This is a genomic window from Lentzea aerocolonigenes (genome assembly GCF_000974445.1).
Taxonomy (GTDB): Bacteria; Actinomycetota; Actinomycetes; order Mycobacteriales; family Pseudonocardiaceae; genus Lentzea; species Lentzea aerocolonigenes.
Window position 1 is genome coordinate 253,213 of the sequence record NZ_BBOJ01000013.1, and the last position, 24,949, is coordinate 278,161.

Sequence of the window (24,949 nt, forward strand, 5' to 3'; positions counted from 1 at the left end):
ATGCAGCGAAGAGTCCTCACGACAGCTGCGGTGGCGGTGGCCATGACGTTCGGAGTGGTCCCTGCCTCCGCTCAGCCCCAGATCCAGGTGGTGCCGGACCCCGCGGCACACGTGAACCCGTTCATCGGCACGACCAACCTCGGGAACACCTTTCCCGGCGCGGTCGTGCCGTTCGGCATGTTCTCCTTCAGCCCCGAGGCGTCCCGCGGCAACACCCTGCGCGCCGCGGCTCCCGGCGGCTACCGGTACGACGCCACGAAGATCCGCGGCTTCAGCCTCACCCACATGTCGGGGACGGGATGCGCGGGCGGCAGCGGGGACATCCCGATCTTCCCGCACGTCGGGACCGTCACGACCAGCCCCACGACGGACGCCAAGGACGAGGTCTACGCGAGCGAGTTCGCGCACGCCGACGAGGTCGCCAAGCCCGGCCGCTACGACGTGACCCTCAAGTCGGGCGCCAAAGCCGAGCTCTCCGCCACCGAACGCACCGGTGCGGCGCGGTTCAGCTTCCCCGCGGGCAAGCCGGCGACGGTGCTGGTCAACACGTCCAAGTCGCAGGTCGGCAGCACCGACGCCCAGACCGTGATCGACAGGGCCAAGCGGACGATCACCGGCAGCGTCACGTCCGGGAACTTCTGCGGCTACATCAACCAGGTCGGCCGCCGCAGCTACTACACGCTGCACTTCGTGGCGGAGTTCGACCAGGACTTCACCGAGGTCGGCACGTATCAAGACAACGTTGTCACGCCCGATTCCACCTCTGCCAAGGGCGGCACGACGTACGGCACGAACGGCTGGCCGGTGCTCGGCAAGGGTTCCGGCGCCTACCTCGGCTTCGCGCCCGGCTCGCAGGTCGGCGTCAAGGTCGGCATCTCCTACGTCAGCCTCGACAACGCGCGCGAGAACCTCAAGACCGAGAACAAGGGTCAGTCCATTGAGGACATGAGGGACAACGCGTACATCGCGTGGCAGAAGCAGCTCAGGCGCATCGAGGTCGGCGGCGGCTCCGATGACGAGCGGACCAAGTTCTACACCGCGCTGTACCACTCCCTGTTGCACCCCAACCTGTTCAGCGACGTCAACGGCGAGTACGCCGGTTTCGACGGCAAGACCCACAAGATCGACAAGCGCAGGCAGAAGGCCCAGTACGGCACCTTCTCCGGCTGGGACGTCTACCGCTCGCAGCTGCAGCTCGTGACGCTGCTGGAACCGCAGATCGGCTCGGACATCGCGCAGTCTCTGCTCAACCAGGCCGACCAGAACAACGGCGTGTGGGACCGCTGGACGCACAACGGTGGCGGCACGCACGTGATGAACGGCGACCCCGCGCCCATCGCGCTGGCCGCCATCGCGGCGTTCGGCGGCGACAAGTACGACATCAAGTCGTCGCTCACGTCTCTGGTGAAGGCCGCGACCGTGCCCACCCCGCTCGACCTGAGCAAGGACGGCTGGGCCGTCATGTCGGTCGGGCAGCGGCCGTCGCTCGACAAGTACCTGAAGCACCAGTACATGCCGTCCGTGTCGAACGCGTGGGGTGGCGCGGCGGAGACCCTGGAGATCTCCGCGGCGGACTTCGCGATCAGTCAGCTAGCCGCGCGCACGGGCGACAAGAAGACCGCGAAGACGTTCGCCGAACGCGCGCAGTGGTGGCAGAACAACTTCGATCCCGTGGCGGACAAGACCGGCGGGTACATCCGCAACCGCAACGCCGACGGCAGCTGGGTCAAGGACTTCACGCCCGACACCGGCAACGGGTTCGTCGAGGGCAGCAGCGCGCAGTACACGTGGATGGTCACGCACAACGTCGCCGGGCTCGTGGAGTCGTTGGGCGGCCGGGAACGCGCGAACAAGCGGCTGGACGACTTCTTCCACAACGCGGACGGCAGCTGGGCGCTGACCGGCAAGGGCGGCGCGAAGTCCGAACTGGACAACGAACCGTCGGTGAACGTGCCGTGGCTCTACAACTACACCGGCCAGCCCGCCAAGACGCAGGAGACGTTGCGCGAGACGATCAACACGCTGTGGAAGAACGCCCCCGGTGGTATTCCCGGCAACGACGACCTCGGCGCGATGTCGTCCTGGTACGTCTTCACCTCGATGGGCATCTACCCGCAGGTGCCGTCACGCGCCGAGCTCGTGCTGAGCAGCCCGCTGTTCACGTCGGTGAAGATCAACCGCGGTGGTGGCAAGGACATCACGATCAACGCCCCGCAGGCGAACACCGCCACGAAGTACGTGCAGTCGTTGAAGGTCAACGGCCGCGCGTCGTCGAAGACCTGGCTGCCCGAGTCGTTCGCGGAGCGCGGCGGCAAGCTGGACTTCGTGCTGGGCAAGTCGCCCTCCGCGTGGGGCACGGGTGCGTCGGACGCGCCGCCGTCGTTCCGCGACGGGGAGCAGCCGATCAGGCACGACCAGCCCTACTACCTCACGGTCGAGCCGCGGCAGCTCGTGGTCGAGCCGGGCAAGTCGGTGACGGCGAGAGTCAACGCGGTCAAGCTGTACGACGGCGACCCCAAGGCGACCTACACGATCTCCGGACCGGAGGCGCTGAAGTTCACGCCCACCACCGGTGCCGTGCCGTCGGAGTTCACGATCTCGGCGGAAGCCGGTACCGCGCAGGGCTTCTACGACTTCACCGTCACGGTGAACGTCGCGGGCGCCGCGAAACCGGTCGTGCTGCCGCAGACGGTGAAGGTCGCCCCTGCGGGCAGCATGCTCGCCGCCGTGAACAACGTCGGTGCGTCCGCTGATGCGGACGGCGACGGCGATTTCGACGGCGGCGGCTACAGCTACTCGCGCGAGGCGCTGGCCACGGCGGGTCTCACGCCGGGCGGCACGGGCACGGTCGACGGTCTGACGTTCACGTGGCCGAACTCCCCCGCCGGCAGGCCGGACAATGCGACAGGGACGAAGCAAACGCTTGTCCTGTCCGGAACCCGGCTCGCGTTCCTCGGCTCGGCGGCCAACGGCGGGCGGACGAGGACCGCGACGGTGACGTTCACCGACGGCACCACGGCACCGGTCGAGATCGGCTTCAGCGACTGGACGCTCGGCGGCGGCGGGCAGACACCGAGCTACGGCAACGTGATCGTCGCGAACACGCCGTACCGCAACCAGCTCGGCGGCGGCAACGAGAAGGTCGCCACGCACATCTTCGCGACGAAGACGTACGTGGCTCCGGAAGGCAAGACGCTCGCGAGCATCGTGCTGCCGGAGGACGGCGACCTGCACGTCTTCGCCGTGGCGATGGGCTAGTTCGCCAACCGCGAGTGGGCCGCAACGGGCATGATCGGTCCGTGATCGAGTCGGAACAGCACCTGATCGAGGCGGCCAAGAACGGCGATTGCTTCACCGGGACAACGCCTGATCAGGTCGTGCGCGCCGAGCAGCTGCGAGAGCTGCTGCTCGGCCACCACGGCGACCTGCACACGCGCGGGCTGCGGCTGGAGGGTGTGCGGATCGGGGGAATGCTCGACCTCGACAGCGCGAAGGTCGTCGTCGGCATGCTCTTCACCGACTGCGTGTTCGACGAACCGATTCTGGCCTACGACGCCGAAATACCGCACCTGATGATCATCGGCGGGCAGCTCGCGGGGTTGTACGCCGGCGCCGCGCGCGTTCGCCGGGAGCTGTACCTGCGGGAGGGCGTCAAGTTCACCGGAGGCGACGACGCCGTGATCCGGCTGCACGCCGCGCACATCGGCGGAGATCTCGACCTGGAGGGCGTGGAGGTCACCTGCACGACGGCGTCCGCGGTCAAGGCCGACAGCCTGCGCGTCGACGGCTCGATGTTCGTGCGCGGTGGCAGCCGGATCACCGGGCACAGCGATCTCGGCGCGATCAACATGGCCGGTGCCCACATCGGCGGGAACCTCGAACTGAACGACGTGCAGGTCCACAACAGCGCGGGGCCTGCCTGGGACTGCGAGGACCTGCGCGTCGACGGCGCGGTCTCCGCACGTCAGAACGCCCGGTTCACCGGGCACGGCCGGTTCGGCGGGATCAACCTGCTCAACGCCAGGATCTCCAAGTACTTCCTGCTGCACCGCGACGTGGAGGTGACCAACCCCGACGGGCCCGCCCTCTACCTCAACGGCATCGACGTCACCGGCAGCGTCTTCTTCCGCGACGGGGTCCGGCTCTCGGGGGAGGGCGAACGCGGCGCGGTCGATCTGATCGGTGCCGCGGTCCACCAGGAGATCGAGTTCAAGGACGTGTGGATCACGAACACGACCGGGCCCGCGATCTGCCTGGACCGCGCACGTGTCGAGGTCGGCGTCTACCTGCAGAAGCGGGTCGAGCTCTCCGGGAACGACCCCACCGGCACCGTCTCGCTGCGCGGTGCCCGTGTCGGAGGAGCGTTCGGCGTCAGGAGCGCGGACACCGACGTGCGGATCGCCACGGGATCAGGTGTGGTTCTCGACCTGCGCAACACGTCCGTGGGCACGACCGTGCACCTGCCACCCGGTCTCGTGTGCCCCGAGAACGGGATCAGCACGACGTGCGAGAACAAGAGGCTGGTGCGGCTCGACGAGTTCACGTACGCCAGCCTCGGCGAGGGAGTGGACTGGCGGCAGTGGCTGCACCTGATCCGCTGCCACACGCCCGCCTACCACGCCTCCGCCTACCAGCGCCTGGCCGCCGTCGAGCGGGCCGCAGGGCACGACGGCACCGTGCGCCGGATCCTGATGGCGCAGCAGACCGACCTGCGGCGCCGGAACCCGGACGCCCTGAGCAACCGGCTCACGCGGCTCTTCCACTGGTTGTGGGGAGTGCTGGCCGGCTACGGCTACCAGGCCCGCCGCACCGCGCTGGCCCTGGTGCTCGTGCTCGCCACGGCCGGTGTGCTCGGCTGGTGGGCGGGCCAGGTCTCCACGCGCCCAGGACATCTGGCCGCCGAACGCGTCACCTCGTCGACGTCCGCGGCCGGAGTTCCCTGCTCCACAGTGGAACTGGTCGGGCTCGGACTGGACCGCGGGCTGCCGCTCGCGATGACGGGCATGCGGACGAGGTGCGATCTCGACACCGGCACGGGGTGGGGGCAGGCGTTCACGGCCGCGATCTGGTTGGTGCAGCTCGCGGTGTGGGGTTTGGCGACGCTGGCGCTGGCCGGGTACACGAACCTGGTGCGCAAGCCCAGCTGACGTGGCGCACGCTGGCCTCCTGGCCTCGTCCCGGTTTCTTCGGGCGGATGTATCCCTGACCTGGCGCCGTTCGCCGAGCGTCCAAGACGCGTTGCTCGCGAGGAGTGCGGAGGGCGGGCCGCCGAGGATCCGTTGCACGAAGGGCCGATCCGGCTCACCAACCCGGAGGTGAGCCTGGGGAACCTCGACAACCCCCTTCCACATTCCTCGGGCAGTTCATCGACCACGGGGCTTCACGTTCGACCTCGACTCGCGTTGGTGGCCGGTTCGGAATGGTCGACCTGCTGCCGTTCGCCCGTGTCGGCCCCTCGAGCCGCGGGCCAATAGTGTCGCTTTGTGTTCACAATTTCCGAACGTGACCAGCTGCGCCGCGACCTCGTCTCCGCCGCCGAGTCCGACCCGCGCGTGGTCGGGGCGGCGTTGACGGGATCTTTCGCGGTGGGCGAGGAAGACCGCTGGTCCGACATCGACCTCGCCCTGTCCGTTGACGGCCCGCTGGACCCGATCGTGAGCGACTGGACCACGCTGATGTACTCGCGCGGGGCGGTCAGCCATGTCGACGTGCGGCGCGGGGCCGTGCTGTTCCGGGTGTTCCTGATGCGGTCGACGTTGCAGGTGGACATCGCGTTCTGGCCGTCGTCCGAGTTCGGTGCCACCGGGCCGACGTTCCGGCTGCTGTTCGGTGCGGCGAACTCGTTGCCGCAGTCGGGTCAGCCGGATCGGGATGAGCTCGTCGGGCTCGCCTGGCTACACGGGCTGCACGTGCGGTCGGCGCTCGCGCGGGGGCGGGTGTGGCAGGCGCTGTACATGCTCAACGGGATGCGGGATCACGTGATGTCGTTGTGGTGCTTGCGTTTCGGGGTCACTGCGGTGCAGGGGCGCGGGGTGGATGACTTGCCGGGGGTGGAGGCTTTTGCGGGGACGCTCGCGTTGTCCACTCGGGTTGAGGAGTTGGGGCGGGCTTTTCGGGTGTTGACCGGGTTGTTGGTGGGGGAGATCGAGGACTCGGGGGTGGCGGAGGTGGTGCGCGCGTTGGCGGACGGGGTTGGTGCGCGGGACTGAGGGGGCGGCGGCCGGGCTGGGGGCGCTGGGTTGAGGCCTGGCGTGCGGAGGTGAGCCGCGGGTAGAGCCCGGCGCGCGGAGGTGAGCCGCGGGTGGCGAACGTGCAGTGCGAGGGTGCCATCAGGACCAGCGCGCGAGATGCGCGGGACTGAAGCGAGGGTGCGGCGGCCCGGCTGGGGCGCGAGCGCCGGGTTGAGCCTGACGTGCGCAAGTGAGCCGTGGGTGGGGCCTGGCGCGCGAAGGTGAGCCGCGGATCGCGAACGCGCAGTGCCGGGGTGCCTTCCGGACCAGCGCGCGAGGTGCGCGGTGGGTGCTGCTTCGAGACCATCGGCCAGTAGTGCTGCGCGTTGTCCTCTGGACTGCTGGGCGGCGCCAGCCCACCGGCACCGCCTGAGATCGCCTCGGCGCTGCCCTCAGCCCACCGGTGCCGGCTTCGGCTGCGCGGGCGCCTTTTCCCGCAGCAGCAGCCACGCCGTGAGCAGCACCAGGACTGCGGCCGAGCCGTGCACCATCAACGCGTAGGCCACGGTGCCGCCGTGCGTCATCACGGCCAGGCAGTCGCCGATCGGGATGATCGCGTCCGCCAGGACCACCCAGCCGAGGGCTCGGCGCTGCTTCATCACCAGCAGGATCAGGGCTGTCAGGGCGTAGGCGAGGTCTCGCACGCCCTTCACGACGTAATAGCCGGCCGGGTCGACGATGCCGAAGCCTGCGGCGGAGCCCTCGCCGTTCAGCAGGTAGCTCAGGCCGAAGTAGAAGCCTGCCAGCACTACCAGCCAGGCCATGACCGTGGTGAAACGCATTTCGTCCTCCAGAAGTTCTAGCGGTGCTAGCGACAGAAGCGACGCTAGCAGGATGGGCGCTCGGATGTCTAGCGGTGCTAGATTTGGGAGCGTGAGCATTCAGAACCGGCGCGAGCGTGAACGCGCGGAACGGCATCGGCTGATCATCGAGGCGGCCAGGGAGCTGGCCGAGGCCGAAGGGTGGGACGCGGTCACCACGCGTCGGCTCGCGGACAAGGTCGAGTACAGCCAGCCGGTGCTCTACAGCCACTTCAAGGGCAAGGACGCGATCGTGCGCGCGGTCGCGATCGAAGGGTGCGGTGAGCTGGCGCGGTTGCTGCGGCAGGCCCGTCCCTCACGCGGGGAGTCGCGGCTGCGGGTCGCGGCGGAGACGTACCTGCGGTTCGCGAGAGAGAGGCCTGCGCTTTACGACGCGATGTTCGTGCAGCAGTCCGACATCCCGTGGGGCACGGGAGAGGTGCCGCAGGAGTTGCTCGACGCGTTCGGGGAGCTCGTCGCCGCCGTCGAACCCGTCCGGGGCGAACGAGACCTGGAGGCGTTGACGGAGGTCTTCTGGAGCTCGCTGCACGGCATCGCGACGCTCGTTCAGGGCAAGAGACTCCGCCCGGAACTAGACGAAACCCGGCTCGACCTCCTGCTAGGTGCGCTCAGCCTCGCACAGCACGAAGAACGGCCGTGACCCGATCCGCGTCAGCACGACCGTGCGTTCGAGGGAACCGGCCAGCTTCAGGCGTTTGCGCAGCGTGTTCGGGTCGACGTCGAGGCCGCGCACCAGGATCTCCAGCCTGCCGATGCCGCGCGCCCGGAGCAGCGACTTGAGCGACTTCTCCGTGTAGTGGCCGTGTTCGAGCACGCGGAACGCCCGGATGCCGGGAGGAGGCTCGGAACCGCTCAGGTACGCGATGCGCTCGTCGAGCTGCCACAGGCCGTGTCGCGCCGCGTAGTGCCGCACCAGGCCCGCGCGCACGACCGCGCCGTCCGGGTCGATGAGCCACGCGCCGGGGGCGGCGACCGGGCAGTCGTCCGGCTCGGAGTCCGTGACAGTCCACGACGAGGAGCCGTGCAGAACGGTGGCGCGGCGCGAAACCCCTGGCGTGGCAAGGCCTCGCGTCCACAGGCAGGCCTCGCGGACCGCGCCGTCCAGCGACACGACCTCGATCTCGTCCGCCCACGGCGCGACCGCGAAGTCGATGCCTGGCGCACACTTCACCGCGAGGTCCATCCCCGCGTAGACCTCGGCCAGCTCGTCCAGCGGCGGCACGAAGTCCGCGGGATGCCACTTGCGCCGGCCGGACGAGTCACGGCGAGCGGGATCCGCGGTGACCGCGCCGGCCCGCGACACCGGCCGCAACGCGTCGGCCTGCACGACCAGCTGACCGGGAACGTTGTTGCGCGCCATGGCGAGACGGACCGGGTCGAGGTCGGAGCCGATGCAACGAGAGGCCACGGCGCTCAAAGCGAAGAGATCGGCGCCGATCGAACACGTGACGTCGTGGACGTCACGGCCGGCGAACCGCAGAGCACGATGCCGTGCGACAGCCGAGGCCGTGGCCTGCTGAAGAGCGTCATCGGTGAAGAGCCACGAACCAGGTGAGTCCAGTTTGGACACTGCACGACGACGCAGCAGCACGGTTTCCACGACCGGGGCGAACGACTCCCCCAGCAACTTGCGGGCCACGCCGACGTCGTGCAGCCGCGAAGCGTCCGAGAACGGCAACGCGTCCACCTCCGCCAGCGCGGCGGCTCCGGCGCCGGAACGCAGGAATGCCACGTCGGCGGAGGTGAACGCGTAGCCCAACTCAGGAAGACTTCTTGCCCGTGACCGACACGTTGTAGAAGACCTCGCGCGGCAGGACCTTCGACAGCACGTTCTGGTCCACCCACGAGAGGTTCTGCCAGGTGCGGTAGGCGAACATCGCCCAGCCGAAGCCCAGCTTCTCGCGCGGGACCGCGGCCTCGAACGTGCGCACCGGCCAGCCGAACAGCGCGGCCGACAGCTCGTCGGTCACCGCGTGCACGTCGACGGCACCGGCGCGGCGAGCCGTGGCCTCCAGCTGGTCCGGGTCGAACGTGTGGAGGTCGACGACGGCTTCCAGCGCCGCGGCCCGGGAGGACTCGTCGAGCTCCTCCTGCGGACGACGCCACCCGCCCAGAGCGGGCACAGCCTTGGTGATGTTGGTGGTGAGCCACCACGTCGCCTGGCCGAGCTTGCGGGCGTAGAAGTTGCCGATGTTCGTCGGGTCGCCCGCGAACACGAACTTGCCGCCCGGCTTCAGCACGCGCAGCACCTCGCGCATCGCACCCTCGACGTCGGGGATGTGGTGCAGCACCGCGTGACCGACGACGAGGTCGAACGTGTTGTCGTCGTACGGGATCCGCTCGGCGTCGGCGACCCGGCCGTCGACGTCCAGGCCCAGATGCGAAGCGTTGCGCAACGCCACCTCGACCATGCCCGGCGACAGGTCGGTGACCGAGCCCTTCTTGATCACGTCGCCCTGCATGAGGTTCAGCAGGAAGAAACCCGTGCCGCAGCCCAGTTCCAGGGCGTGCTCGTACGGTCCGACGTCACCGGCGGCGGCCCGGAAGCGGTCCGTCGCGTAGGTGATGCAGCGGTCGTCGTACGAGATCGACCACTTCTCGTCGTACGTGCCCGCTTCCCAGTCGTGGTAGAGCACCTGCGCGAGCTTGGTGTCCTTGTAGGCCGCCTCGACCTCTTCCGCGGTCGCGTGCGGGTTCGGTGCCGGATCAGTTGCCACTGAACTTCGCCTTCCCTGGGCCGTTCTCGATGAACGACTCCACACCGGCCTTCTTGTCCTCCGTCGCGAACAGGGCCGCGAAGAGGTGGCTTTCGAGCTTCAGACCCGACTCCAGGTCGGTGTCGAGGCCACCGTCGACGGCCGCCTTGGTCGCCGCCAGGGCGAGCACCGGGCCGTTGACGAACTGCTTCGCCCAGCGCACCGCGGCCGCGTAGACGTCGTCGGGAGCGACGACCTCGTCGACCATGCCGATCTCCAGCGCCTCCTGGGCGCCGACGAACCGGCCGGTGTAGAGCAGGTCCTTGGTCTTCGACGGACCGATCAACCGGGCGAGGCGCTGCGTGCCGCCACCGCCGGGGATCAGGCCGAGCAGGATCTCGGGCTGGCCGACCTTGACGTTGTCGCCCGCGATCCGGCGGTCGCAGCCCAGCGCGACCTCGAAGCCGCCACCCAGCGCGTAGCCGGTCAACGCGGCGACCGTGGGCTTCGGCACCGATGCGAGTGCACCGAGAGCGTCGGACAGTCCCTTCGCCCGCAACGTCATCTCGGCGTGGGAGATCTGCGCGAACTCCTTGACGTCCGCACCGGCGGCGAAGACCTTCTCGCCGCCGTAGACGATCACCGCGTAGACGTCCGAGCGCTCGGAGGCCTCCTTGGCGGCGGCCTGCAGCTCGGACTGCACCTGCCGGTTCAGGGCGTTCATCGGCGGCCGGTCCAGCCGGATCGTGCCGATCCCGTCCTCGACCTCGAGCCTCACGAACTCAGCCACGCAGCGCCCTCCTAGTTGTCGCGACGGCGATGTCACGTTACCCAGCGGTAGCTTGTCAGACCTTGCGCCGGGCGAAGAACCGGTCCCCCGACTTTTGCAGCTCCAGGTCCTGCCCGAACGTCTTTGAGAGGTTTTCCTCAGTCAGGACGTCGTCGAGCAGACCCTGCGCCACGATCGAGCCCTCGCGCAGCAGCAACGCGTGGGTGAAGCCCGGCGGGATCTCCTCGACGTGGTGCGTGACCAGCACCATCGCGGGCGCGTCCGGGTCCATCGCCAGCTCGGACAGCTTCGCGACGAGGTCCTCACGGCCGCCCAGGTCGAGGCCGGCGGCGGGCTCGTCGAGCAGCAGCATCTCGGGGTCGGTCATCAACGCGCGGGCGATCAGCGTGCGCTTGCGCTCGCCCTCGCTCAGCGTGCCGTACAGGCGGTCGGCGAGGTGCTCCATGCCCAGCGTGCCGAGCAGCTCGCGGGCGCGGTCGGTGTCTTCCTTGCCGTACTCCTCGCGCCACCGGCCGAGCACCGCGTAACCGGCGGAGACGACCAGGTCGACGACCGTCTCGTCGCCGGGGACGCGGCCGTTCAGCGCGGCCGAGCACAGACCGATGCGGGGCTTGAGCTCCTGGACGTCGGTCTTGCCCAGGCGTTCACCCAGGAGGTGGACCTTGCCCCTGGTGGGGTGCAGTTCCGCGCTGGAGAGCCGTAGCAGGGTCGTCTTGCCGGCACCGTTCGGGCCCAGCACCACCCAGCGCTCGTCCAGTTCCACGCTCCAGTCGATGTTGCCGACCAGCGTGTTCTTCCCTCGGCGGACCGACACGCCCGCCATGTGCACGACCAGATCTGTCACGTCGACGTCCGCCACGCCTCCATTGTTCCGAACGGCCTTCCCCAACCCCTCCATCGGGGGTCTCCAGACGACACGCGGGGACGCTGCGTGCGCCAGGAGCGCACGAAAGCTCCCCGCGTGCACTCCGGGCTGCGCCGCCTGTGTGAACTCTCAAGTTTTTTGTCGGTGCCGGATGCCAAGATCGGAGGTATGGCTATGCGACCGGAGTCCGAGGTGCTGGCAGGCCGACCGTTCCCACTGGGGGCACACGCCGAAGCAGGCGGTGTCCGGTTCGCGGTGACGTCCCACGTCGCCGACGCGGTCGAGGTCTGTCTCGTCGACGACGACGGGGCCGAGAAGCGGGTCGAGCTGACCGAACGAACGTTCGGCGTGTGGCACGGCCTCGTCCCCGGCGTGACGCCCGGCCAGAAGTACGGCTTCCGGGTGCACGGCCCGTACGACGCGGGGCGCGGGCTGCGGTGCAACCCGGCGAAACTGCTGGTCGACCCGTACGCGCGGCAGATCACCGGGCGGATCACCGACGTCGAGGCCGCGCTCGGGTACGTGGGCGACCCGATGCACGGGCCGCCGTCCGCGGTCGACTCGCTCGGCAGCGTTCCCCTCTCCGTCGTGAGCGCGCCGGGCGGCGCGGACACGGGCGTGAAGCCCGAGGTGCCGTTCGAAGAGGCCGTCATCTACGAGTTGCACGTCAAGGGCTTCACGAAGAACCACCCGGACATCCCCGAGCGGCTGCGCGGCACGTACCTCGGCCTGGCGCACCCGGCAGCGGTCGAGCACCTCACGCGGCTCGGTGTCACGAGCGTCGAACTGCTCCCCGTGCAGGCGTTCCAGGACGAGCCGTCGCTCATCGGCCGCAAAGCGGTCAACTACTGGGGTTACTCGCCGCTGGGGTACTGCGCTCCGCACGCGGGCTACGCGAGCGAGCCGGGCAACGAGGTGCAGGAGTTCCGGACGATGGTCTCGGCCCTGCACGCGGCGGGCATCGAGGTGCTGATCGACGTCGTCTACAACCACACCTGCGAGGGCGGACCGGAAGGGCCGACGATCTGCTTCCGCGGGTACGACGCGCCGGGGTACTACCTGCACGCGGGCGGCGGCAGCACGGTCGACATCACCGGGTGCGGCAACACGCTGGACGCCGGGTCGCCGCAGGTCGTGCGGCTGGTCACGGACTCGCTGCGGTACTGGGCGGACGAGATGGGCGTGGACGGCTTCCGGTTCGACCTCGCGTCGACCATGGGCAGGCCGGGCGGCGGGTTCTTCGACCGCGACTCCGCGCTGCTGACGGCCATCACGACGGACCCGGTGCTGTGCCGCGCGAAGCTGATCGCCGAGCCGTGGGACGCGACGGGCGACGGGTACCGCGTCGGCGACTTCGGGGTGCAGTGGGCGGAGTGGAACGGCCGCTACCGCGACACGGTCAGGGACTTCTGGCGCGGCCACACGTCCGTGCGCGACCTCGCGTACCGGCTCTCCGGGTCGTCGGACCTGTACGCGGACGACCTGCGCCGGCCGTGGCAGTCGATCAACTTCATCACCGCGCACGACGGGTTCACGCTGCGCGATCTGGTGTCGTACAACGACAAGCACAACGAGGAGAACGGCGAGGACAACCGCGACGGCACGAACGACAACCGGTCGTGGAACTGCGGCGCCGAGGGCGAGACGTCCGATCCCGACGTCCTCGCGCTGCGGGCCAAGCAGGCGCGGAACCTCCTCGCGACGCTGCTGCTGTCCACCGGCACGCCGATGATGGTCGCGGGCGACGAGATGTGGCGCACCCAGCGCGGCAACAACAACGCGTACTGCCTCGACAACCGGATCTCCTGGGTCGACTGGGAGGAGACCGACGCGAGCAAGGCGATCCTCGGCTTCACCCAGCGGCTGATCGACCTGCGTTCCTCCTCCCCCGCACTGCGCCAGCCGGAGTTCTTCGAGGGCCGCACGACACCCAGCGGCAACCCGGACCTGGTGTGGTTCCGGCCGGACGGGCACGAGATGGCCGAGACCGACTGGTTCGACGAGGGCCGCCGCACGCTCGGCATGTTCATCGACGGCTCGAACTGCCTGTCCCGCACGCGGGAGGGCGAGCTCGTGTCGGACCACTCGTGGCTGCTGCTGATGCACGCCGGCGCGGACCCGATCACCGTGACGCTGCCCCACGAGCGGTACGGACCGTCCTACGACCCGTTCCTGGACACGACGACGGCGGACGGATCGCCCGCCGCTCCCGGTTCGCTGCCGCCACGCGCGGAGGTGACGGTGGAGGCCCGGTCGCTGCTGTTGCTGCGGGTGCCGCGCTGATCACCCTGTGGACGCTCTAGCCACTTTCCGAGAGCGTCTGGCACCATCACCGCGTGCTGGTCTACTGCTGGACAGACCGCACGATCGACCTCGTGCTCGTGGCGTCGTGCGGGTGTAGCTCGACGCGACGCATGCGCTGAGCAGCTGCGTCGCGTCTTGATCGCTACCCCGCCGTAACAGTGACACCCCCAAAAACATGGGGGTCATCTTCGGGTCGACGAAGAGCGCGTCGACCCGAAGCCGACGCGACCAGGAGCGACCCGGTGACTTCGACGTTCGCCGAGCAAGACCAATTCGACCTGCACCCGCGGCTGGACAGCCGGCTGCTGCGTGACGTGATCCACCCGTCCCGATCCCTGTGGACGCCGCGCGAACTGCGCGACCTGACCTCGTTCGTGGCGAGCGAGCTCACGACCGGGCTGCTGGAGATCCTCGACTACTCCCCGGAACGCCGCTGGTGGGCGCGGCTGGGACTGACCGAGGGCGTGGAGCTGTGGCTGCTGTCGTGGCTGCCCGGCCAGGGCACCGAGCCGCACGACCACGGCGGGTCCGCCGGGTCGTTCACCGTGCTGACCGGCAGGCTGCGGGAGGACTACCGCTACCCCGCAGGCCCGGTGCGGTCGGCCGTCCGCGAGACCGGTGACGCACTGGGCTTCGGGTCCGGGCGGGCGCACCAGGTGCTGAACCCGTTCGAGGCGCCTGCCGCGACCGTGCACGCCTACTCGCCGCCGCTCGTGCCGACCCGCGAGTACGCGTCGCTGCTCGACATCCCCGACTCGATCCCGCCGCTGCCCGCCCGGCGCCTTCCCCTGTCCGAACTGCGTCAGCTGGCCGACCAGGAGGGCCCGTGAGCACCGTCGACACCATCCTCGAAGAGGCACGGTCCCACCTGAAGCGACTGGAACCGCACGAGCTGCACCGGCTGGAGGACGCTCTCGTCGTCGACATCCGGCCGCACCACAACCGGCTGGCCGAGGGCGAGATCGAGAACTCCGTCGTGGTCGAGCGGATCGTGCTGGAGTGGCGGCTCGACCCGGCCGGCGAGTGGCGGCTGCCCGGCTTCACCGCGGACACGACGGTCGTCGTGGTGTGCAACGAGGGCTGGGCGTCCTCGCTCGCCGCCCGCGACCTCCAGCGCATCGGTCTGCCCAACGCCACGGACCTCGTCGGCGGGTACCGGGCCTGGCGCGCGGCGGGGCTGCCGATCAGGGAAGGTGGCTCGCAGGCCGTCGTGTGACCGCGGAACCGCTGTCACGCCGGTAGCGTCTTGAGATCGTGACAGTTGTGCGCTGGGTCGTGACGGCCCTGGTCGTTGCGGGCACGATCGCCTGGACCTTCCCCGATCCCCTCGCCGGACTCGCCGGGGCGTTGGCAGGACTGCTGCTGGAGCTCACGCTGGCGCAGGCCGGGCTGGCGCTCGGTGCCGTCCTCTTCGGACTCCGCGTCACGCACGTGATCATCGGTGTCGGCGGCGAGCTGAAGTCGTGGACGAGGACGCACCAGCGGATCGTGCTGCGGACCCTGCCCGTGCTCGCCACGATCGGCATCACCGGACTGAAGCCGGGCGTGCGCAGGCGGACCGTCCTCACCGGAGCGTTCGCGATCCTCCTCTGTGCGGTGGTCGCGGCGGCCACGTGGCTCGCCACCGGTGCGGCGTTCGGCAAGGGCCTGGCGCTGGCCACCACCGCGTGCTTCCTGCTCCAGCTCGTGCCCGTCGAGAAGCCGGGCCACACGAGCCTCGGGTGGTTCGTCTTCGGGCTGCCGAAGCTCACCGGCCGGCGGCTCGGCGAGCTGGAGGCGCGGCCGCAGGTCGTCGCCGGGATGGACGCCTACCACCGCGGCGACCTCGACGAGGCCGAGCGGATCCACGAGGAGCTGGTGCGCGACCACCCCGACCTGCTCACCGTGGTCGGGCTGAAGGTCGTGACGGCGTGCGCCCGCGAGCAGTACCTGGAGGCGTTGCAGACCGTCGTCGGGCTGAGCGGGCGGCGGGACCTCGGCACGCGCGAGATGGCGTTCGTGATGGCCACGACGGCCGCGGTCGCCGTGGCCGCGGTGGAGGCCGGGCAGTTCCCCGCCGAGGTCGGGCTGGAGACGGCCAAGAGCATGCTCGCCAACGCCTACGAGGCCGGTTATCCGAAGCACCGGTCGAACGGCGTGCTCGCGGTCATCGCGCTGATCGAGGGCGACACCGCGAAGGCGAGGCAGCTGGCGGGCTACGCGGCCGAGTCGAGCGAGAACGCGCTGGACCGCGCCGACGAACTGATCACGATCGCGCGGGCGTGGATGGCCGACGGCAACAACGCGAAGGCCCGCGAGCTCACGGCCGAGGCGACCGGCCTCGCCGGGTGGAGCCCGCGGGTGGCGGCGACCCGCGCCCGTCTGGAGATCAGCTGACCCCGGACAGTTGCCGCCGCCACCAACCCGCAGGCTAACCACACCTCACGGCCGAAAACGAATCGGTCGCCCCATTGTGTGCATTCCCGGAAATGGCTTGATCCGCAACGAACGGGTGAGCGCGCAGCTCGTCGCCAACATTCCGCACTGCCCGGAATACTACGCACCGCGCACGGGAAAGGGCCCGTCACCGAGACCGGTGACGGGCCCTTTCCCACCCCGCGTTCGGAGATCAGCTGTTCTCGACCGGCAGCGGCAGGCCGGGCAGCGCGGGCAGGCCACCGGGCGGCGCCGGCAGGCCGCACTTCTGCAGCAGGTCGGTGACTGTCTTCAACAGCGTTGTCAGGATTCCTGTGAGCTTGCCGACGTCGGGCAGACCACCACTGGCGGCGCCGAGGATCGTGCCGCCGAGACCGGCGATCGACGAGATCAGGTTCAGCACGACCGGCAGGCACTGGTCGACGGGGCCGCTGTACTCCACGGCCTTCGCGGGCAGCGGCACGCCCGGCACGCTCACCGGCGGTGTCGGAAGACAGCCGGCGCCCTGCAACGCCGTCACGAGGTTGAGCAGGTCACCGATCAACGGTGTCACCGCACCCACGTTCGGAATGGGCAACAAACTGCCGACGACTTTCGTGAGCTTCCCGGCGAGGTCCGTCACGAGACCGGCGCAGGCGGCTGGGAGTTCTGGCGCGGCGGGCGTCGCACTGGCAGCCGGGACCGATGAGGCGGTGAACAGTGCTGCGACGAGCGAGAGTGCGGTAATCGTTTTCTTCACGGCTACCTTCTTCCTCAATGCGCAATTCGCTGGAGCCGCGCCGGAAATGCCTACTGGGAATTCTGGTGCGGTTCATTCCATGCGATGAAGCGTAAGCCCGTGCACGCACCCCTACCAGCGGAGATTGCGAATTCACCCACTCGAAAAAGCGCTCATTCGAATGAGGGAAGGCCCTGAATCGTGCACGCGCCTGAGCGAGGTCACGAGCAGTTAACAGGGAACAAAGAAGACGAACACATCAGGGCATCCAGCCCGCCGTTTGAAGGCGAACTGGATGCCCTGTGTTGATCCAACTGACCTGGTCAGCTGGCCAGAACGACCCTGCCGAGCTCGGCGGGAGAGGCCAGCAGGCCGTGCCGGGGCAGCACGCGCACGGTGTAACCGAGCGCACCGGCGTGCGGCAGCGGCACCTCCGCCTCGTAGTTGCCGTTGCCCGCGTAGTTCATCGGCGCCGTCACGACGTCCTTGAGCTCGTCGGAGTCGTGGGACACCTTGCCGAGCACGACCTGAACGTCCACTTCGGACGGCTCCAGCCCGGCCAGCTCCACCCGTGCCCGCACGATGACCGGCGCGCCCAGCACCGGCACCGACGACCCACCGAGCACGAGGTCGCTGTCGAGCACCCGCACCCGCGTCCACGACGCGCGCAGCCGGTGCCGGTACGAGGACAGCTCCTTCGCACCCCGGTAGCCCTCGCCGACGACGTTCTGCGCGGACGCGGCGGCCGGCGCGTAGTACGTCTCCACGTACTCGCGGACCATCCGGGACGCCTGCACGACCGGCCCGAGCGAGGCCAGCGTGTGCCGGACCATCGACATCCAGCGGGTCGGCACACCGTCCTCGCCGCGGTCGTAGAACAGCGGCGCGACCTGCGAGCCGAGCAGCTCGTACAGGGCGTTGGCCTCGAGGTCGTCCCGGCGGATCGGGTCGTTGACGCCGTCCGCGGTCGGGATGGCCCAGCCGTTCGACCCGTCGTACAGCTCGTCCCACCAGCCGTCGCGGATGGACAGGTTGAGACCGCCGTTCAGCGCCGCCTTCATGCCGGACGTGCCGCACGCCTCCAGCGGACGCATCGGGTTGTTCAGCCACACGTCACAGCCCCAGTACAGGTACCGGGCCATGGACATGTCGTAGTCGGGCAGGAACACGATCCGGTGGCGCACACCCGCGTCGTCGGCGTAGCGCACGATCTGCTGGATCAGCGCCTTGCCGCCGTCGTCGGCGGGGTGCGACTTGCCAGCCACCACGAGCTGCACGGGCCGTTCGGGGTGCAGCAGCAGCGAACGCAGCCGTTCCGGGTCGCGCAGCATCAGCGTGAGGCGCTTGTACGTCGGCACGCGCCGTGCGAAGCCCACGGTCAGCACGCTCGGGTCGAACACCGAGTCGGTCCAGCCCAGCTCCAGCGCGGACGCACCGCGCTGCAGCCACGACTCGCGCAAACGCCTGCGCACCTCATGCACCAGGCGACCTCGCAACGTCGACCGCAGCTCCCACAGGCCCGCGTCGGTGACCGGCTCGAACGCGCCGATGCCGAGTCCGGAGCTCTGGTTGTCAGCTTCGGACGCCCCCAGCAGCTTGCTCATCTCGGTCGCGGCCCACGTCGGCCCGTGCACGCCGTTGGTGACCGAGCCGATCGGCACCTCGGTGGCGTCGAAGCCCGGCCAGAGGCCGCGGAACATGTCCCTGCTGACCTCACCGTGCAGTTTGGACACGCCGTTCGCGCGCTGGGCGAGCCGCAGGCCCATGTGGGCCATGTTGAACATGCCGGGGTTGTCCTCGGCCCCGAGCGCGAGGATGCGCTGGGTGTTCACGCCCGGCACCAGGTTCTCGGCGCCGAAGTAGTGCTGGACCAGGTCGACCGGGAACCTGTCGATGCCGGCCGGCACGGGCGTGTGCGTGGTGAACACGGCACCGGCACGGGCCGCGGTGAGCGCCTGGTCGAAGTCGAGGCCGTCGTTGGTGATGTACTCGCGGATCCGCTCGAGGCCGAGGAAACCCGCGTGGCCCTCGTTGGTGTGGAACACCTCGGGCTGCGCGTGGCCGGTGAGCTCGCAGAACGTGCGGACCGCCCGCACGCCGCCGATGCCCGCGAGGATCTCCTGGCGGATGCGGTGGTTCTGGTCGCCGCCGTAGAGCCGGTCGGTGACGCCGCGCAGGTCGTCGTCGTTCTGCTCCACGTCGGAGTCGAGCAGGAGCAGCGGGACGCGCCCGACCTGCGCCTTCCAGATCTTCGCGCGCAGCATCCGGTCGCCCGGCATGGCCACGTGGACCAGCAGCGGCAGCCCGGACGGCTCGGTCAGCAGCTCCAGCGGCAGTCCGCGCGGGTCGAGCACCGGGTAGTGCTCGACCTGCCAGCCGTCGAGCGACAGCGACTGGCGGAAGTACCCGGACCGGTAGAGCAGACCGACCGCGATCAGCGGAACGCCCAGGTCGGAGGCCGCCTTCAGGTGGTCACCGGCGAGGATGCCGAGACCGCCGGAGTAGTTCGGCAGCGCCTCGTGCACGCCGAACTCCATCGAGAAGTACGCGACGCTCGTGGGCAGCGGTGTGTCGCTCGACCCGCGCTCCCGGCGACCCGCGATCTCGTCCTGGCGCCGCTGGTACCAGCGCGGCCCGTTGACGTAGCGCTCCAGGTCGGAAGCGAGGGCGTGGAGTTTGAGCAGGAACTGTTCGTCTCTCGCGAGTGACTCCAGCTTCCCGGCGTCGACGACGGAGAGCAGGCGCAGTGGGTCGCCACCCACCTCGGACCAGACGCGTGAGTCGATCGAGGCGAAGAGGTCCTGCGTGGGCGGGTGCCACGTCCAGCGCAGGTTGGTGGCGAGCGTGCTCAGCGCGGACAGGGGCTCCGGCAGGCTGGCTCGGACGGTGAACCGGCGAAGTGCTCGCATGACGAGCGAACTTACCTGCCACCCCCGAGGGGCTGACAACGTTCCCGGTCACACCTGCAACGACTTGCGGCTCAATTGGCCAGTTCGCGCGAGTGCGCGATGAACAACTCGCCGTCCCGGACCACCAGGTCCAGCCGGAAACCCGCGATCGACACGTTCTTCCCCGGGAAGTCGCTCGTGGGGGCACCGTGCTCACGCAGCGTCAGGTCGAGCTCGACGGCGTATCTCCCCTCGTCCTGCGCGGTGCTGCTGATCCGGGGCTCGCCGTAGATCGCCACCACCTCGTACCGCTTCCAGTACTGGTCGTCGGCCTGCTCGGCGGGCCGGAACTCGGGAGCCCAGTCCTGGCGCGCGCCCGCAGGGTCCTTCGGCAGCTTGGCGAAGTGCTGCTGGACGAAGGCGTCCACGTCCTTGGTGGTCAAGGCTGCGGGTGCCGACGTGCTCTGGCTCGTCTGCGGGGTGCCGGACCCGGCGGCCTGGTAGCGGTTGACCAGGACGGACGCGGTCACGACCGTCGCGACGAGCACCACGGCCGCGGCGGCCAGGATCCCGGCGCGGCGCACACGGCGGGCGGGCTGGACCGCGGTGGCGGACACCGGGGCGGGCGCGGGGCCGGTGAGGGCCGCCAGCTCCTCGGCGACCTGCGCGGCGGTCGGCCTCTCCGCCGGCTCGATGGCCAGCAGCCGGGTCAGCAACGGCGTCAGCGGTCCGGACCTGGTGGGCGGCACGAGCTGTCCGGTCGAGATCTTGTAGAGCAGGCCGAACTCGTTCGCGCTGCGCCCGAACGGCGGCTGCCCCTCCATCATCGCGTAGAGCGTGGCCCCGAACGAGAACATGTCCGCCGCCGGATCGGGGTCCGCGCCGCGGGCCAGCTCCGGCGCGAGGTAGGCGAGCGTGCCCGCCAGCATCCCGGTCCTGGTGACCGCCACGTCCCCGGCCGCCCGCGAGATGCCGAAGTCCGTGATCTTGACCTTGCCGTTGTGTCCGATCAGGACGTTGCCGGGCTTGACGTCCCGGTGGACGATCCCCGCCTCGTGCGCCGCGGCGAGCGCGGCGACGACCTCCGCTCCGATCCGCGCGGTCTCCTCCGGCGGCAGCGTGCCCCGCTCCGCCAGCACCGCCGAGAGGCTCCGGGACGGCAGGTACTCCATCACCAGGCACGGCCGGCCGTCCTCGACCACGACGTCGAAGACCCCGATCGCGTTCGGGTGCTGCAACCGCGCGGCGATCCTGCCCTCGCGCATCGCCCGCCGGCAGGCCTCCTCGACCTGCTTCTGCTCGAGGTCGGGCAGGAGCAGCTGCTTGATCGCGACCTCGCGGTGGAGCAGCTCGTCGCGTGCGCGCCACACGACACCCATCGCACCGCTGCCGAGGCGCTCGATCAGGGCGTACCGGCCGGCGAAGGTCTGCACGTCAGCCCTTCTCCTCGCCGGTGATCAGCAGCTTCTCGCCCTTGCCGGAGATCGTGAGCGTGTGCTCCTCGGTCGTGGTCTTGTTCGTCTCCGCCTCGGTCAGCTGCAGCGCGGTCGTGACGGTGAAGGTGTCGCCGTTGGCCTTGACCAGCGGCGTGCCCTTGATCGCGACCTTGGTGTAGTTGCCCCAGTAGTCCTTGTCGGTGGACGGGCTGGGCGCCTGGTCCGGGTCCCAGTCCTGGCGGGCACCGTCGAGGTCCTGCGGCAGCTTCCCGTAGTGCTGCTTCACGAACTGGGTGACCTGGGCGGTCGTGAACTTGCTCCCCGACGGCTTCGACGACGGCGGCGGGCTCTGGTACGTCTGCGACTGCGTCGGCTTCTGGGTCGTCGCCGCGGGGGTGCTGGTCACCTTCGTGGGGCTGGGGTCCTGCGTCTGCGAGGAGGTCTTCGGCGTCGAGGTGCTGGGATCCGCGCTGCTGCCGTCGTCGCCCATGCCGTCGATGATCGCGTACGCGACGCCGGAGATCAGCAGCACCGCGAGGACCGCCGCGGCGATCGCCAGGCCCCGGTTCTTCTTCGGCTCCGGCTCCGGCTCGTACGGCTCCGGCTCCATCAACGGGGCGGGCGGCCGGGTGCGCGTCGGCGGGGGCGGCACCGGGCGAGGCCCCTGCGTGCCCGGTCCCGACGCCCCCATCACGGCCGTGCCGGACGGCGGCGTCACCGGCCGCGGCGGGATCACCCTGGTGACCGGGACCGGGGCGCCGGACGCGATCGCCTTGAGCTCCTCCACCGCCTGGGCCGCCGTCGGGCGCTGCGACGGCTCGTTGGCGAGCATGCGGACCAGCAACCCGGTGAGCGGGCCGGAGCGCATGGGCGGGCGGGTCTCGCCCCTCGCGACCTTGTACAGCAGGCCGAGGTCGTTGGTGCTCTTGCCGAACGGCGGCTCGCCCTCCGTCATCGCGTAGATCGTCGCGCCGAGCGAGAACACGTCCGAGGGCGGCGCGGGCTCGGCGCCGCGGGCGAGTTCCGGCGCGAGGTACGCGGGCGTGCCGGCGAGCATGCCGGTCTTCGTCACGGCCACATCGCCCAAAGCACGCGAAATTCCGAAATCGGTGATCTTGACGGCGCCGTCACGTCCAATCAGGACGTTGCCGGGCTTGATGTCGCGGTGGACGATCCCCGCGCCGTGGGCGGCGGCCAGCGCCGACGCCGCGAGCGAACCGATCCGCGCGGCCTCCATCGGCGGCATCGGACCGCGCTCGTCCAGCACGGCCGAGAGGTTGCGGGACGGCAGGTACTCCATGACCAGGCACGGCTTGCCGTTGTCGACGACGACGTCGTAGACCGCGATCGCGTTCGGGTGCTGCAGGCGCGCGGCGATGCGACCCTCGCGCATGGCGCGCTGGACCGCCTCGTGGAACTCGTTGGGCTGCACTTCGTTGAGCAGCAGCTGCTTGACCGCGACGTCCCGGTGCAGGAGTTCGTCGCGTGCTCGCCACACGACGCCCATCGCTCCGGCGCCGAGCTGGTCGAGCAGGACGTAACGGTCGCCAAGCTTGTTCACGCGCGGGAGGCTACCTGTAGCACGTTCGCAACGATGTGAGTTGCCTGGGAACGGTCCAATGCTTTCGACACCTCGTGGGCCGAGACGCTGGACACACCGGCGGCTCAAGGTGTGCGATCGACACCGAAGGGGTACGGATCTAGATGGGGTAACCCGCTGACAGGGTGCTTGATCGAGCAAGGCAGGATTGCGACCTACGCGGAGCGACACGGCGGAAAGGCGCTGCCGATGAGTGGACGGCTCGGTATCGACGACGTATCCCCGGTGGTCTCGGCTGGACGGTATCCAGCCAAAGCCGTTGTGGGAGAACACATTCCGGTGCAGGCCACGGTGTGGCGCGAGGGACACGACAAACTCGCGGCCACAGTCACGTGGCGCGGGCCGAACGACCGAGTCGCTCGCCAGACGCGCATGCACGAGGTCGGCATCGGCCTCGACCGGTGGGGAGCGACGATCGTTCCCGACCACCAGGGCGCGTGGACGTTCCGGATCGATGCGTGGAGTGACCCCTGGGGCACCTGGAACCACGCCGTTGAGGTGAAGATCGCGGCCGGCCAAGGCCCCGGTGATCTCGCAAACGATCTGGAAATCGGCGCTCAGCTACTCGATCGGGTGGCACGCCGACCCGATCGAAGGCAAGAGCGAGCACTGCTCACGTCCGCCGCGGAAGCGCTGCGGGACGAGGACCGGCCGCTCACCGAACGCGTCGCGCAGGCCTTCGCCGACGAGGTGCAGAAGGTCATGGTCGAGCACCCGGTGCGCGAGCTGATCACCAAGGGCAAGACGCACAAGATCTGGTGCGACCGCAAGAAGGCCGCGTACGGCTCGTGGTACGAGTTCTTCCCGCGCAGCACCGGTGGGATCGACGAGACCGGCCAGGCGGTGCACGGCACGTTCGCCACCGCGACCAAGGAGCTCGACCGGGTCGCGGCGATGGGCTTCGACGTCGTCTACTTCCCGCCGATCCACCCGATCGGGCGGGTCAACCGCAAGGGCCCCAACAACACGCTCGTCGCCGGCCCCGACGACACCGGCTCGCCGTGGGCGATCGGCGCGGACGAGGGCGGGCACGACGCGATCCACCCGCAGCTCGGCACGATCGAGGACTTCGACGCGCTCGTGGAGCGTGCGCACGAGCTCGGCCTGGAGGTCGCGCTCGACTTCGCACTGCAGTGCGCGCCGGACCACCCGTGGGTGCTCAAGCACCCGGAGTGGTTCACCACCCGGCCGGACGGCACGATCGCGTACGCGGAGAACCCGCCCAAGAAGTACCAGGACATCTACCCGATCAACTTCGACCTCGACCCGCAGGGCCTCTACCACGAGGTGCTGCGCGTGGTCCTGTACTGGGCCGAGCACGGGGTGCGGATCTTCCGGGTCGACAACCCGCACACCAAGCCGCCGGACTTCTGGCAGTGGCTGATCTGGAAGGTCAAGGAGGTCTACCCGGACACGCTGTTCCTGTCCGAGGCCTTCACCCGGCCCGCCCGTCTCTACGGCCTCGCGAAGCTCGGCTTCACCCAGTCCTACACGTACTTCACGTGGCGGACGGGCAAGCAGGAGCTGATCGAGTTCGGCGAGGACCTGCGCGACCACTGGGACGAGGCGCGCCCGAACCTCTTCGTGAACACCCCCGACATCCTCCACGAGTCGCTGCAGCACGGAGGTCCCGGTATGTTCGGGCTTCGTGCGGCGCTCGCGGCCACGCTCGCGCCGAGCTGGGGTGTCTACAGCGGCTACGAGCTCTTCGAGCACGAGGCCGTGAAACCCGGCAGCGAGGAGTACCTCAACTCCGAGAAGTACCAGCTGCGGCCTCGTGACTACGCCCGTGCCCTCGCGGACGGGCGTTCGCTCGAACCGTGGCTGCGCAAGCTGAACCACATCCGCAAGGCGCACCCGGCACTCCAGCAGATGCGCACGCTGAAGTTCCAGCACACCGACAACGACGCGATGCTCGCCTTCTCCAAGCGTGATCCGGAGACCGGCGACACCGTCGTGGTCGTGGTCAGCCTCGACCCGCACAACGCGCAGGAGGGGACGTTGTACCTCGACCTGCCGGAGCTCGGGTTCGACTGGCACGAGCGGGTGATCGCGCACGACGAGGTCACGGGCGAGACCTGGGACTGGGGACAGGCCAACTACGTCCGCCTCGAACCGTGGCGCGCCACCGCACACGTGGTGAGCCTGCAGCGCCGCTTCAGCTGATTGATGAAGGGCTCCTTCAT

At 69.5% G+C, this 24,949-nt stretch carries 18 protein-coding genes; 9 read left to right on the top strand and 9 right to left on the bottom strand.

The genetic code is table 11. The features are described 5' to 3' along the window. The 3 genes from AOM45_RS25425 to AOM45_RS25435 all read left to right on the top strand — a co-directional run bounded on the left by AOM45_RS25425 (window position 1) and on the right by AOM45_RS25435 (window position 6,209). Window positions 1-3,258 carry a GH92 family glycosyl hydrolase gene (locus AOM45_RS25425; protein ID WP_030467825.1) on the top strand — a complete coding sequence of 1,086 codons (3,258 nt, stop codon included), beginning with the start codon at window positions 1-3 and terminating at the stop codon, window positions 3,256-3,258. A 41-nt stretch (window positions 3,259-3,299) separates the two neighbouring features. Beyond that, window positions 3,300-5,147, top strand: coding sequence for a hypothetical protein (locus AOM45_RS25430; RefSeq protein ID WP_030467824.1), 1,848 nt, complete (start codon window positions 3,300-3,302; stop codon window positions 5,145-5,147). Window positions 5,148-5,483: 336 nt separating this feature from the next. Then, entirely contained in the window at window positions 5,484-6,209 is a 726-nt protein-coding gene (locus tag AOM45_RS25435; protein ID WP_030467823.1) for a nucleotidyltransferase domain-containing protein, read from the top strand. A gap of 413 nt (window positions 6,210-6,622) precedes the next feature. On the opposite strand, the gene AOM45_RS25440 is transcribed toward AOM45_RS25435, so the two are convergent. Then, the gene (locus tag AOM45_RS25440) at window positions 6,623-7,012 is read right to left on the bottom strand and encodes a DUF4267 domain-containing protein (protein ID WP_030467822.1); all 390 of its coding nucleotides are present in this window, start codon (window positions 7,010-7,012) and stop codon (window positions 6,623-6,625) included. Between the two features lie 91 nt (window positions 7,013-7,103). On the opposite strand from AOM45_RS25440, the gene AOM45_RS25445 reads away from it, so the two are divergent. Then, window positions 7,104-7,691, top strand: a complete 588-nt coding sequence (locus tag AOM45_RS25445) for a TetR/AcrR family transcriptional regulator (protein ID WP_030467821.1) — start codon at window positions 7,104-7,106, stop codon at window positions 7,689-7,691. Here the strand turns inward: AOM45_RS25445 and AOM45_RS25450 are convergent. The 4 genes from AOM45_RS25450 to AOM45_RS25465 are packed head-to-tail and all read right to left on the bottom strand — an operon-like array spanning window position 7,650 to window position 11,435. Next, on the bottom strand, window positions 7,650-8,810 hold the full coding sequence (locus AOM45_RS25450; protein WP_030467820.1) for a THUMP-like domain-containing protein: 1,161 nt from the start codon (window positions 8,808-8,810) through the stop codon (window positions 7,650-7,652). The genes AOM45_RS25445 and AOM45_RS25450 overlap by 42 nt on opposite strands. Window position 8,811: 1 nt before the next feature. After that, window positions 8,812-9,768, bottom strand: coding sequence for a class I SAM-dependent methyltransferase (locus AOM45_RS25455; protein WP_030467819.1), 957 nt, complete (start codon window positions 9,766-9,768; stop codon window positions 8,812-8,814). Beyond that, the gene (locus AOM45_RS25460; RefSeq protein ID WP_030467818.1) at window positions 9,758-10,537 is read right to left on the bottom strand and encodes an enoyl-CoA hydratase/isomerase family protein; all 780 of its coding nucleotides are present in this window, start codon (window positions 10,535-10,537) and stop codon (window positions 9,758-9,760) included. Before AOM45_RS25460 ends, AOM45_RS25455 begins: the two co-directional genes overlap by 11 nt. Window positions 10,538-10,592: 55 nt before the next feature. After that, window positions 10,593-11,435, bottom strand: a complete 843-nt coding sequence (locus tag AOM45_RS25465; RefSeq protein ID WP_051783434.1) for an ABC transporter ATP-binding protein — start codon at window positions 11,433-11,435, stop codon at window positions 10,593-10,595. 135 nt (window positions 11,436-11,570) lie between these two features. On the opposite strand from AOM45_RS25465, the gene glgX reads away from it, so the two are divergent. The 4 genes from glgX (at window position 11,571) to AOM45_RS25485 (ending at window position 16,082) form a co-directional block, all read left to right on the top strand. Next, the gene (gene glgX / locus AOM45_RS25470) at window positions 11,571-13,685 is read left to right on the top strand and encodes a glycogen debranching protein GlgX (protein WP_030467816.1); all 2,115 of its coding nucleotides are present in this window, start codon (window positions 11,571-11,573) and stop codon (window positions 13,683-13,685) included. Window positions 13,686-13,948: 263 nt separating this feature from the next. Continuing rightward, a complete protein-coding gene (locus AOM45_RS25475; protein ID WP_030467815.1) occupies window positions 13,949-14,536 on the top strand; it encodes a cysteine dioxygenase in 588 nt (195 codons plus the stop codon). Beyond that, window positions 14,533-14,922, top strand: coding sequence for a rhodanese-like domain-containing protein (locus AOM45_RS25480; RefSeq protein WP_030467814.1), 390 nt, complete (start codon window positions 14,533-14,535; stop codon window positions 14,920-14,922). The genes AOM45_RS25475 and AOM45_RS25480 overlap by 4 nt, the downstream gene beginning before the upstream one ends. Window positions 14,923-14,960: 38 nt before the next feature. Then, window positions 14,961-16,082 (top strand): hypothetical protein, encoded by a 1,122-nt coding sequence (locus AOM45_RS25485; RefSeq protein ID WP_035910337.1) that lies wholly within the window; start codon window positions 14,961-14,963, stop codon window positions 16,080-16,082. A gap of 232 nt (window positions 16,083-16,314) precedes the next feature. Here the strand turns inward: AOM45_RS25485 and AOM45_RS25490 are convergent, their stop codons facing one another. The 4 genes from AOM45_RS25490 to AOM45_RS52415 form a co-directional block, all read right to left on the bottom strand. Further along, window positions 16,315-16,860: a hypothetical protein gene (locus tag AOM45_RS25490; RefSeq protein WP_030467812.1), complete on the bottom strand. Its 546-nt coding sequence runs from the start codon at window positions 16,858-16,860 to the stop codon at window positions 16,315-16,317. Between the two features lie 302 nt (window positions 16,861-17,162). Next, a complete protein-coding gene (glgP, locus tag AOM45_RS25495) occupies window positions 17,163-19,748 on the bottom strand; it encodes an alpha-glucan family phosphorylase (RefSeq protein ID WP_030467811.1) in 2,586 nt (861 codons plus the stop codon). 71 nt (window positions 19,749-19,819) lie between these two features. Then, on the bottom strand, window positions 19,820-21,160 hold the full coding sequence (locus AOM45_RS25500) for a serine/threonine-protein kinase (RefSeq protein WP_051783431.1): 1,341 nt from the start codon (window positions 21,158-21,160) through the stop codon (window positions 19,820-19,822). Window position 21,161: 1 nt separating this feature from the next. Then, entirely contained in the window at window positions 21,162-22,724 is a 1,563-nt protein-coding gene (locus tag AOM45_RS52415) for a serine/threonine-protein kinase (RefSeq protein ID WP_051783428.1), read from the bottom strand. A gap of 228 nt (window positions 22,725-22,952) precedes the next feature. Here AOM45_RS52415 and AOM45_RS25510 point away from each other — a divergent pair, with 228 nt between their 5' ends. After that, window positions 22,953-24,929, top strand: coding sequence for an alpha-1,4-glucan--maltose-1-phosphate maltosyltransferase (locus tag AOM45_RS25510; RefSeq protein ID WP_030467808.1), 1,977 nt, complete (start codon window positions 22,953-22,955; stop codon window positions 24,927-24,929). The last annotated feature ends 20 nt before the right edge of the window (window positions 24,930-24,949 follow it).